Source organism: Thiomicrospira sp., from assembly GCF_014859555.1.
Classification (GTDB): domain Bacteria; phylum Pseudomonadota; class Gammaproteobacteria; order Thiomicrospirales; family Thiomicrospiraceae; genus Thiomicrospira.
On the sequence record NZ_JACUTY010000017.1, the window covers coordinates 1 to 11,395 of the forward strand.

Genomic DNA, 11,395 nt, shown 5'->3' on the forward strand with positions numbered 1-11,395 from the left:
TTTTCAGCCATGACCAGGCCTGGTGCTAGGCATAAAGCCGCGATTAGCGGTTTAATTTTGTATGAGTTTTGCATTTAAAGATTCCTTCAATTCATAGATTTAATATCTGTTATGAACGAAGGCAAAACGGACTTATCCCGAAAGTTGTTCAGGCATTTCAAAATGAAAATTTTACAAGCGCTCCGTATTGCCCACCGCAATAGGTTTAACAATTCATTAGGCCGGTATCCGGGCTGAGGAGCGATTTCAGATTGCCTTCTCGGATTGATATCCAATGGCGTAATAATCTGTTTTCTCCATCACCGTTGCGGGGGCAGCGTTCGATTTGAATCCAAAGTATTTGGATTCGTACGACTCTTCCCGTTTAACGCGGCATTCAAACCGCGCACCTAACGAAGCGCATTATTGTAGAGGTATCCTGAAATTTTGCAAGCACGATACCCAAAGGGCATAAAGGCCTGGTGCCTCTGAGTTTTTAGTTTATTGATCTGGATTATTGCGGTTTTTGGCAGCGAGATGATTTGCCCATTTATAGGATAACCAAAAAGCTGGTGTAATAATTGCAAAGGTAAAGGCAAAGCTGCTTAACGCCGTTAACCAGCCTTCACCTTGCCAAAGCACGACCGCACCCACCGCCAAACTTAACAATAAGCCGTTACGTAATGCGCGTTGTGTTGGGTTAAACAACATATTCCATTCCTTTGGTTTAAATCATCACAAAAACTTGATCCATATTATGCGCGATTCAGTTAAAAATGAATAGTAAGTAATATTCATTCTGGGGTGATTACTTACTTACAAAGTTAGCGGTATAATAAAATCTTTAGCCCTGACTGAGGTGATTTGAAATGAAAACAAAACTGCAAAAAATGGCATTGGCTGGTTTAATCGGCGCTTTGCCTATGACGAGTGTGTTGGCCGGTGACAATAGCAACGGCTTTCAAATCGCCCCACCACCCATAGCACACCCGATTTTTGCGGCGGGGATTAAAGACCAAAAGTTCGACTTTAACTTTATTAGTATGAGTTCGGATGAGATTGAGGTCGATTTAAATGGTTTTGGTGCCAGTTATATTGTGCGTGAAGCTTATAGCGATACCTTTGCCGTCAGTGCACAAGCTGGTTTGTTTATGTTGAATGGTACGATGCCGGGTCTGGCTTTACCTTTTTATTACCAAGGTAATTGGTTTTTCCCCGAGTCGTTAAGTGATGCGGATGTTAGCATGATGGCGGTGCCGTTTAGTGCTAATATTGAAATGCAGTTAATCAAATCAGACGCGGCGAGTTTAATTGTGTTTATTGGCCCGAACTTGGGGTTCAGTGTAATGAATATGAAAACGTCTTATAAGGTAAGTTCAACCAGCCCAACCTACACCAACTTAGCACAAGTGACTTCAACCACAGCGGGTTTACAGTTTGGTATGCAGGCGGGTTTTCGTGTGTCGGAGAACGTAAAAGTCAGTCCGTTTTTTATGGTGAGTAGTTCGAGTGGTACCGCCAACTTTAATTACAAGGCTGGTGCGAGTGGGGTATCAGATACCACTTATAGTGGTGAAATTCCGGACATTACGACCAGCTCCATCGGTATGGATATTATTTTTAAAGAAATAAGCATTGGTACGGTGTTACAAGATATTCAACGCTCAAGCGGTGGCAATGACGAAGGCGGCTTAAAAACCGCTATGTTAAGGCTAGGCTATAAGTTTTAATCCGCTTTAATTTTGCCCGCTCTTTGTTGCAAACACAGCAAGTAAGCCTGTTCATCAGGCGCTTGCTGGTTTTTCTGACTATGCCATAAGGCTTCGGCCAAACATTCCATCATGTCATGTTCCGCTTCCAATACACTTCCGTGTTTAAGCGTTAACACACGATGCACCTGTGCAATTCCAGCCGGGCGATCAGTGGCAACCTGTTCACGAATACCTAAGTGCATGCCCATGTGTAAAAACGGATTGGTTTCACCCATTTCAGGCAGGTATTCGTTTTTTAAATGCTGTTTGTTTTCGAGCATTTTGTGATACTCAGGATGCTGATCAATCACTTGCGCAATCTGCTGTTCTAACGCATCCAAGGGTTGATTATTGCGGGCTTTCTGCCAAATATCCGCGTAATGCTGGCGGAGTTTGTCGCGTTCTGAAGTGTACATAAAATTCGGTTACCGTTGGGTTTGAGGGTCCATAATTAATCGACCAGTTTAGCCAATTAGCCTTAAGTTTTCAGCTTTTAAGTTGACGTACCAGGCCTGGTGCTTATTCCGCATATTTGTGTTTGTCTTTAAACTCACACAAATCAAAGATTACGCAGCTGCCACAGCGCGGTTTACGCGCCATGCAAGTGTAGCGGCCATGCAAGATTAGGAGGTGATGTGCGTCCATTAAATGTTCTTTAGGTGTGAATTTGAGTAGCTTCTGTTCGACTTCTAATACGTTTTTGCCGGATGCGATTTTGGTGCGATTGGACACCCGAAAAATATGCGTATCTACCGCCATCGCGATTTGGCCGAACGCGGTATTGAGCACCACGTTAGCGGTTTTTCGGCCCACGCCGGGCAGGGTTTCAAGCGCATCTCGTGTTTGCGGCACTTGGCTGTGATGCAAATCTACCAACATTTTGCAGGTTTTAATAATGTTTTCGGCTTTGGAATTAAACAGCCCGATGGTTTTAATATAATGCTTTAACCCATCAACCCCCAGCGCATAAATCGCCTCTGGCGTATTCGCCACCGCAAACAACTTCGCTGTCGCGATATTTACACCCTTATCCGTCGCTTGCGCCGATAAAATCACCGCAATCAGCAACTCAAACGGCGTCGAATAATTCAACTCGGTTTCCGGCTCTGGAATCGCTTCGGCTAAGCGGTCAAAAATCTGTTGGCGTTTGAGTTTATTCATAAGTTAGACGTATTTATTTCCATGGGTTAATGAGATGCAGGCCGAGTATTGATTCAAAATCTTTTGTATTGCGCGTCACTAAAGTGAGTTGATGGGTTAGCGCTATCGCGGCAATTTGGGCATCTTCAACACTCGTCGGCAAACCTTGCTTACGTCGCTGAACTATTACATCCGCATAATGTTTAGCCGCTCGATTATCGAAATCGAGACAACGCCCCATAAAGTCTTTGCCAAACATGTCCAGCGCTTTTAGAGTTAAAAGGGTTTTGCGTTTGCCATCGTCTAATAAACCTAAACCCAGTAAAATTTCTGCTTGGCTAATAGAGGCAAGATAGAGTGTAGAGAGGCTTTGCGCATCTAACCAATCTACAACTTTGGCGGATGGGTTAGGGCGCATAAACTCGGAAAGTACATTGGTATCGAGTAGGTACATGGCGCGTTTACTTGGGCTTATTCAAAACGGGTCATGCGTGGCGGCTGGCGTTCTGGCAGGTTAAAAGAATCGGCGGCTGCATCTTCAAATTTGGCTTTTAGTTTAGAGCCGAATCCTTTTTCAACTGGCGCGTGCTGCCCAATCACTTGACGCAAAATGCAGCGCACTTCTTCTTCCATCGAGTGACCATGTTGCGCCGCGATAATGCGTAAATTAGTTTTTAATTCTTCTTCAAGATTTCGTATCGTTATGCTTGCCATCCAACCCCTCCCATCAATGCAATCAGTGATTGCATTTAATTATAACCTACTTGTTTTGGTTGTCGTTGTTCTATTTTATTTCGGACGCTTTTAGATCACATATCTGTTTATGATCTAAAAGGGGCTTGCTGGGTTAGTTGATTATTTATTGAGTGCGTTATAAAAGGTTTCACCAGGCCTGGAGTTTAAAGTCGGGTTAGTTACTCGTTTGTACTTCAACCGGAATATTCACCAGGCCTGGTTTTTTGAGTTTTTGGTCGGCATAGTTTTTTAGCGCAATCAGCAAACCTAAACCGATAAACGCACCCGGCGGTAAAATCGCTAGCAATACGGGTGTGTAATCTGCACTTAGATGCAACGTCCAACCTCGTGCGGTTTCGCCGAATAACAACCAGGCCTGGTCGAATAACGTACCATTACCAACCAACTCGCGCAGACTGCCCAAAATGACCAATACGACCGTGAAACCGATACCAATAAACAACGCATCGACAATTGATTTATCTAATGAATTTTTGGAGGCAAACGATTCGGCGCGCGCTAAGATCGCGCAGTTGGTGACAATTAAGGGGATAAATATGCCTAAAATCCCATGCAGGGTATAAAAATAGGCGTGCATGAGCATATCAATAATGGTGACGGCGGCGGCGATAATCGCAATAAATACCGGAATCCGAATTTCACTTGGCACCCAATGGCGGATCAACGAAACCAAAATATTCGAGGTCATCAAAACGGCCATGGTAGCCAAACCCAGGCCGAGTCCGTTGACGCTGTTATTGGTGACCGCAAGTAACGGGCATAAACCGAGCAGGGCGACCAAGGCTTGGTTGTTGTTCCACAGACCTTTTTGTGCAATGTCTTGGTAATCGCGCCAGGTTTGGTTAATAGATGATTTAGTCATACAATTCCTCTGTGTGACGATTGACATAATCGAGTGTCAGTCTGACAGCGCCCACTACCGCACGTGGGGTGATGGTCGCGCCGGTAAATTGATCAAATTCACCTCGGTCCCGTTTAACGGCCCAGCGATTAGCGTTGTCTTCAGTTAGGCGCTTACCTTCAAAGCCTAAAATCCAATCATCTTTACGCAGTTCAATTTTATCGCCTAAGCCGGGGGTTTCACGGTGACTGACGACACGAACCCCGGCCACGCGGCCGTCATAAAATACGCCCACGATTAAACGAATTTCACCGTTGTAACCATTGGGTGCCACGGTTTCGATTACTAAACCAGCCGGTTCGCCATTGAGGCGCGCGCGATAAACCATCATGGGGTCATGGCTGCCCAAATACTCAGGTTCGATCAGGGTTTTGGTGTCTTCAAGCAAGTTGTTGTCGTAAGCCGAAGCGGGCATTACTTGATTTAGCAACTGGTGCAAAGCCGTTTGTTCGGCTTGCGCAATTTTAGGTTGGGTAAACTCGTTAATCGCCATCAATAAAGCCACGCTAATCACCACAAATAAACTGAGCAAGCCGGCGGCACGCAACATGGTTTGTTTCAGTTTGAGTTCTGGTTTCATCGAATATGCCCTAGCACGCGAGGTTGTGTGTAGCGATCAATCAGTGGCACCGCGATGTTCATTAATAAAATCGCGAAGGCAATCCCATCTGGGAATGCGCCCCAGTTACGAATAACATACACTAAAATACCAATGCTTGCGGCAAAAATTAGGCGACCCATCGGTGTGGTGCTGGAGCTAACCGGGTCGGTGATAATGAAAAACGCCGCCAACATAGTGCCACCAAATAATAGGTGAAAACTGATAGGCGCATATAAAGCCGGATTGATCATATGGAATACCCACGCCATGAAAGCTAGCGCGCCCAAAAACCCGACCGGAAATTGCCAGCGAATGGTTCGAGTATAAAGTAGCCACAAACCACCGATTAAAAACGCTATATTAATCCAACCCCAAGCCGTCAGATTTAACCAACTGGATTCAAAATAGGTTGCTTGGAGCATGTCCTGGCTGGATAAGCCTTGTTGCAAGCCAGTTTGTAACGTGCTCAGTGGGGTCGCACCAGTAAAGCTGTCGATGGGCATATTGGGCATCACGCCAAAGAGAATATGGTTAAACGAATCCCAGAAACTCAGTGTGTAACCGGCCAAATCTTTTGGTAAAGTCCACTGCGTCATTTCAGCCGGAAATGAAATCAATAAAAACGCATAACCTAACATCGCTGGATTAAATGGGTTGTAACCTAATCCGCCATAGAGGTGTTTGCCAAATACAAGCGCAAAGGCGCAGCCAGATACAATCACCCACCAAGGCGACTCGGGTGGAATACAAAACACTAGGCCTGTTACCGTAATCAGGGCACTAAAGTCGGTGATGTTGGGCATAACCGGACGGTCACGCAGTTTAAGCATAACAAACTCAACCAATAGGGCGGTGGCCACCGCCAAAAACCATTGAATGATAATGCCGTAGCCAAATAACATAATGTGGGCAAGTAACGCCGGAAATGCCGCCAGCTGAACTTGTAACATAATTTTTTGCACGGAACTGTTGTTGTGTGCAAATGGGGAGCTGCTAAAACGAGACATTACTGGCTGGACTCCTGTTGGCGTTTTTTACGTTCCGCCGCCTTGGCTTTGGCTGCATCCATTGCGGCTTTGCGTTTGTCTTCAGCTGAAGCTGAATTAGACGGCGTATCCTCGACCGAGCTGGCTTGGGCTTGTTCGGTCAGGTTAGCTGGGGTTTCTGTACTGGCTGTTTTTTGAGCTTTCAGCGCGGCGGCTCGCGCTTTGGCGGCTTGCATGGCTGCTTGGCGTTTATCGTTCGCCGATTGGGCGGGTGCGGTTTCGGCCGGTTTTGAGTTGTCCTTTCTTGACGCTTTTTTGGCGGTAGCGTCCTTTTCATTAGCCGTGGTTTGGCTGGCTTTCTGGCGTGCTTTCGCCGCTTGAATGGCTTTTTCACGCGCACTTAGTTTGGGTGCATCGGCGGCTGTTTTTTCAACCTTCGGGGCATCGGCGGCTTGCTGTTTAACCGCGGCTTTTTTGGCGGCTAACTTAGCCTCACGCTCGTGTTTATCACGTTCTAAGCGCGCTTCACGCGCATCAAAACGTTGTTTCGCGATTTCAGTTAATTTGGCTTGTTGTTTGATCTCACGTATTTCGGCCTTGGCGTGACGATAATATTGCACCAGCGGAATATGACTGGGGCAAACAAATGAACAACAGCCACATTCAATGCAGTCGAATAGCTTTAGTTGCTCGGTTTTATCGTACTCATGCGCGCGTGCATGCCAGTAAAGTTGTTGGGGTAGCAGGCTAACCGGACAGGCTTCGGCACATTCGCCACAACGAATACAGGCCATCGGTTCGTCTGACGTTTCAGGAGGATTTGCCAGGATGCAGTTGGTGGTTTTAATAACTGGAACATCATTATGTGCGACCGCAAAGCCCATCATCGGGCCGCCCATTAAAAGCGGATAATTCAATTTTGGTTCGGGTTGCGCGAGTTCAACTAACTCATTAAACGGTGTGCCGAGTAGGGCTTCAATGTTATAAGGTTTTTTTAGTCCCATGCCGGATACGGTGACAAAACGCGAAATCAGTGGTTGACCAAGCTCAATGGCTTGCGTGATGGCGCGCAAGGTAGCGACGTTCATCATGACCACACCAATATCAATACTGTGAAGTTGGCTGGGAATTTCTACGCCAATTAGTTCTTGCGTCAGTTGTTTTTGGCCACCCATTGGGTAAACGGTGGCGACTTCTTCAAGTCTAATTCGAGTGTCTTCACAAGCTTGGCGCATGGCTTCAATCGCCTGTGGTTTGTTGGTTTCAATGCCACAAATGACCTGCTCAACGTCAAATAATTCCGCCACAAATAAAGCCGCCCGCACGATTTCTGGCGCGTGGGTTTGCATTAATAGGTCGTCGCAGGTAATAAAGGGTTCGCACTCCGCTCCATTAATGATGAGGTGTTTAATTTTTTTAGGTTGATCCGGTAGTTTAGCAAAAGTAGGAAAACCCGCACCGCCCATGCCCACAATGCCAGCGTTGAGCAGCAGTTGTTTAAATTCGGCAATGGTTTTGGGTTTATGTGTGATGCCTAACGCGTTTTCAATCGCGTCTTGTTTCGCGTCCGGTTCAATCACTATGCAGGGTTCGGCTAGGCCTGAAGCGTGTGGCAAAATACGTTGTTCAATCGCGATAATTTTACCGGAGGCGGGGGCGTGAACTGGCGCACTTAACCCCTTAGCTGGCTGAGCGATCATTTGGAATTTTTTAACCTGCTCACCGACTTCTACACAAGGTAAAGCCGCCTCGCCCATATGCTGTTGTAAAGGCAAAATTAACTGTTTTGGCACATAGCTTGTGCGCAAGGGTTGGCGTAAAGATAGGCTTTTGTTGTACTTGGGAAATACACCGCCATGAAACTGGTGCAACCAACGTTTTGCCATAGGGTAAATAGAGGCGATCAAATTAATCAATTTTTGATGTAAGCGGATGTTCATTCAGTGCGCTCCGCAGCGGCTTTGGGTTCGGGCCATTTCCAGTTTTTTAAATTGGGTTTTTCCATCACCATATCAATGCAATCCACTGGGCAAACTGGCACGCAAAGTTCGCAACCAGTGCATTCTTTTTCGATTACGGTATGCATCATTTTGGTGGTGCCGATAATCGCATCGACTGGACAAGCTTTAATGCACAACACGCAACCTATACAAATATCCTCATCAATCACGGCTAGCATTTTAGGCTTAGGTTCGGTGGCTTCGGCTTGCATGGGTTTGGGTTCGACTTGAAGAATCTCAGCAATTTCAATCATGGTGGGTTCACCACCTGGAATACACAAGTTGACTTCGGCTTCGCCTTTCGCCAGCGCTTCAGCATAAGGTTTGCAACCTGGGTAACCGCACTGGCCACACTGGGTCTGGGGTAGTTTTTTGTCGATAATTTCTGCCAGCGGATTGCCTTCGATGCGAAAACGCACCGCGGCATATCCCAGCAATAAGCCAAATGCTAGGGCTAAACCTAGGAAGATTAGGATTCCAGCGAACATGCTCATTTAAACCAACCCACCAAAGCCCATAAAGGCTAACGACATAAGTCCGGCGGTGATTAAAGCGATAGGCGCACCTTTGAATGGCATGGGCACATCACCGGCATCGACGCGTTCACGAATCGAAGCAAATAACACCATGACCATTGTGAAGCCGATGGCCGCGCCAAAGCCATAAAAGGCGGATTCGATAAAGTTGTGGTCTTCGCCAATGTTGAGTAAGGCCACGCCTAAAACCGCGCAATTGGTCGTGATTAATGGCAGATAAATACCCAACACTTGGTAAAGCGCGGGGCTGGATTTGTGAATCGCCATTTCGGTAAAGCCCACTACCGCGGCAATTGATAGAATAAAACCGATGGTTTTAAGATATTCCAGTTCAAAAGGCGCGAGTAGGTAGGTGTAAAGCAGATAACTCATGACTGATGATAGCGTAAGCACAAAGGTGGTAGCTAACCCCATGCCTAAAGCGGCATCGAGTTTTTTGGACACACCCATAAACGGGCACAAGCCTAAAAATTTGACCAGCACAAAATTATTCACCAAAACGGTGCTAATTAAAATAATGACGTAATCGGTCATATTTACTCTTTGTTAGGAAAGACTCAATTTTTTAAACCACGAAGGTCGCGAAGATTTTTGACATACTCGCCTCTGTTTTTTAAAGCGGTTTCTTACTTTGTGATCTTCGTAATTTTCGTGGTTAATTAAAAAACTATTTTACCCGCATACCAGGTTGCGCACCTTCATCGGGGTTGAGGATAAACAAGTCTTTTCCTCCTGGCCCAGCGGCGAGAACCATGCCTTCGGATAAACCAAAGCGCATTTTACGTGGCGCCAAGTTGGCGACCATAACGGTTAGCTTACCAATAAGCTGTTCCGGTTCATAGGCGGATTTGATACCGGCAAAGACTTGGCGTTCGCCTAAACCAATATCTAAGGTTAGTTTTAATAATTTATTGGCTTCCGGCACGCTTTCAGCATTAACGATTTTGGCAATGCGTAAATCAATTTTAGCAAAGTCGTCAATCGTGATTTCTGGTGCGATAGGATCAAACGCATCACTGGTGACCGCAGGCGCGGCTTGGTTGGCTTGTAAAGTTTGTTTGGAATCTTCTAGCATTTTTTCTACCTGTACCATATCGAGTCGGGTTAATAGGGCTTTATAAGCTTGAATTTCATGGTTCATCAACGCTGTTTTGGCTTGTGACCATGACCAGTCGGTTTCGTTAAAATACGCGCGCGCTTTTTGACTGGTTTCTGGCAAGACCGGTGCCAAATAAATCATTAAACAACGGAACAAGTTTAAGCCAACACTCACCGATTCGTGTAATTCGGCTTCTTTACCGTCTTGTTTCGCCAACACCCAAGGGGCGGTTTCGGCAATGTATTCATTAGCTTTATCCGCCAGTGCCATAATGTCACGCATGGCTTGGGCATATTCGCGCTTTTCGTAAAGCTCGGCAATCGGTTCGGCTTTATCAGCAAACTGTTGGAACAAAGCTTGCGCTTCAGACGACCAGGCCTGGTTGAGTTTGCCATCAAATCGTTTGGTTACAAACCCGGCGCAACGGCTGGCGATATTAACCACTTTACCGATTAAATCGGAGTTAACACGCTGCACAAAATCATCTAGATTTAAATCTAGATCGTCAATGCGGCTGTTGAGTTTGGTCGCGAAGTAATAACGTAAATACTCCGGTTCCAGGTGTTTGAGATAGGTGCTGGCCATAATGAACGTGCCGCGTGATTTTGACATTTTCGCGCCATCTACCGTAAGGAAGCCGTGTGCAAAAATCGCATTGGGTTTTCTAAAGCCAGCGCCCGTTAGCATCGCCGGGAAAAACAAGGCGTGGAAATAGACGATGTCTTTACCGATGAAGTGGTAAAGCTCGGTTTGGCTATCTTCACGCCAGTATTCGTCAAAGTCTAAGCCGTGTTCGTCACAGTATTTTTTGAAAGAAGCTAAGTAGCCAATCGGCGCATCCAACCAAACGTAGAAAAACTTATTATCTTCGCCGGGAATTTGAAAACCAAAATAGGGTGCATCGCGGCTGATGTCCCAGTTTTGTAGGCCGGATTCAAACCATTCGTTTAGTTTATTAGAAATTTGGCTTTGTAAGTGGCCGCCTTGCGTCCATTCTTTGAGCATAGGCTCAAAATGGGCGAGCTCAAAAAATAAATGTTCGGAGTCTTTTTGAATAGGCGTGGCACCAGAAATAACCGATTTAGGATCAACCAACTCGGTGGGCGCGTAAGTCGCACCACAGGCTTCACAGTTGTCACCGTATTGATCGTGCGCGCCACATTTTGGGCAGGTGCCTTTAATAAAACGATCTGGCAAAAACATGTTTTTTTCAGGGTCGTAAAACTGTTTGATGGTTTTGCGACTGATGTGATTATTGGCTTTGAGCTGGTTATAGATATAACTCGAATAATAACGGTTTTCTTCTGAGTGGGTGCTGTGATATTGGTCAAAGGCAATGTTAAACCCAGCGAAATCTTGTTGGTGTTCTTGTGATACTCGCGCAATCAAGGCTTCTGGTGTAATGCCTTCCGATTGTGCTCGCAGCATAATTGGGGTGCCATGCGCATCGTCCGCACAAACGTAAAGGCAGTTGTGCCCACGTTGTTTTTGGAAACGTGACCAAATATCGGTTTGTATGTATTCAACAAGGTGCCCAAGGTGAATCGGGCCGTTGGCATAGGGGAGCGCGCTGGTGATTAATATTTTTCTGACCGAGGTCATAGAGGCATCCATCTTATTGCTGGTTGAAAGCCAAGTATTATAAC

General features: G+C 46.0%; 13 protein-coding genes and 1 riboswitch. Of the genes, 1 reads left to right on the plus strand and 12 read right to left on the minus strand.

Going from position 1 to position 11,395, the window contains the following annotated elements; genetic code table 11:
• Positions 1-201 precede the first annotated feature (201 nt).
• Positions 202-408: riboswitch (cobalamin riboswitch) on the minus strand.
• A 72-nt stretch (positions 409-480) separates the two neighbouring features.
• Positions 481-690, minus strand: a complete 210-nt coding sequence (locus tag IBX48_RS04555; RefSeq protein ID WP_296831237.1) for a hypothetical protein — start codon at positions 688-690, stop codon at positions 481-483.
• 158 nt (positions 691-848) lie between these two features.
• On the opposite strand from IBX48_RS04555, the gene IBX48_RS04560 reads away from it, so the two are divergent.
• Entirely contained in the window at positions 849-1,709 is an 861-nt protein-coding gene (locus IBX48_RS04560) for a hypothetical protein (RefSeq protein ID WP_296831239.1), read from the plus strand.
• On the opposite strand, the gene IBX48_RS04565 is transcribed toward IBX48_RS04560, so the two are convergent.
• From IBX48_RS04565 to metG, 11 genes are all read right to left on the minus strand, one after another.
• Positions 1,706-2,146 (minus strand): DUF1841 family protein, encoded by a 441-nt coding sequence (locus IBX48_RS04565; protein ID WP_296831241.1) that lies wholly within the window; start codon positions 2,144-2,146, stop codon positions 1,706-1,708. The genes IBX48_RS04560 and IBX48_RS04565 overlap by 4 nt on opposite strands.
• 103 nt (positions 2,147-2,249) lie before the next feature.
• Positions 2,250-2,891 (minus strand): endonuclease III, encoded by a 642-nt coding sequence (gene nth, locus IBX48_RS04570; protein ID WP_296831243.1) that lies wholly within the window; start codon positions 2,889-2,891, stop codon positions 2,250-2,252.
• Between the two features lie 13 nt (positions 2,892-2,904).
• Positions 2,905-3,324, minus strand: coding sequence for a type II toxin-antitoxin system VapC family toxin (locus IBX48_RS04575; protein ID WP_296831245.1), 420 nt, complete (start codon positions 3,322-3,324; stop codon positions 2,905-2,907).
• 17 nt (positions 3,325-3,341) lie between these two features.
• A complete protein-coding gene (locus tag IBX48_RS04580; RefSeq protein ID WP_296831247.1) occupies positions 3,342-3,584 on the minus strand; it encodes a plasmid stabilization protein in 243 nt (80 codons plus the stop codon).
• A gap of 196 nt (positions 3,585-3,780) precedes the next feature.
• A complete protein-coding gene (locus tag IBX48_RS04585) occupies positions 3,781-4,488 on the minus strand; it encodes an electron transport complex subunit E (protein WP_296831248.1) in 708 nt (235 codons plus the stop codon).
• Positions 4,481-5,107: an electron transport complex subunit RsxG gene (gene rsxG / locus IBX48_RS04590; protein WP_296831249.1), complete on the minus strand. Its 627-nt coding sequence runs from the start codon at positions 5,105-5,107 to the stop codon at positions 4,481-4,483. The genes IBX48_RS04585 and rsxG overlap by 8 nt, the downstream gene beginning before the upstream one ends.
• Positions 5,104-6,135, minus strand: coding sequence for an RnfABCDGE type electron transport complex subunit D (locus IBX48_RS04595; protein ID WP_296831251.1), 1,032 nt, complete (start codon positions 6,133-6,135; stop codon positions 5,104-5,106). Before IBX48_RS04595 ends, rsxG begins: the two co-directional genes overlap by 4 nt.
• Positions 6,135-8,054: an electron transport complex subunit RsxC gene (gene rsxC / locus IBX48_RS04600; RefSeq protein ID WP_296831252.1), complete on the minus strand. Its 1,920-nt coding sequence runs from the start codon at positions 8,052-8,054 to the stop codon at positions 6,135-6,137. The genes IBX48_RS04595 and rsxC overlap by 1 nt, the downstream gene beginning before the upstream one ends.
• Positions 8,051-8,602, minus strand: a complete 552-nt coding sequence (gene rsxB / locus IBX48_RS04605) for an electron transport complex subunit RsxB (protein WP_296831297.1) — start codon at positions 8,600-8,602, stop codon at positions 8,051-8,053. Before rsxB ends, rsxC begins: the two co-directional genes overlap by 4 nt.
• A gap of 6 nt (positions 8,603-8,608) precedes the next feature.
• Positions 8,609-9,184 (minus strand): electron transport complex subunit RsxA, encoded by a 576-nt coding sequence (rsxA, locus tag IBX48_RS04610; protein ID WP_296831254.1) that lies wholly within the window; start codon positions 9,182-9,184, stop codon positions 8,609-8,611.
• Between the two features lie 133 nt (positions 9,185-9,317).
• Positions 9,318-11,351 (minus strand): methionine--tRNA ligase, encoded by a 2,034-nt coding sequence (gene metG / locus IBX48_RS04615; RefSeq protein ID WP_296831256.1) that lies wholly within the window; start codon positions 11,349-11,351, stop codon positions 9,318-9,320.
• Positions 11,352-11,395: the final 44 nt, after the last annotated feature.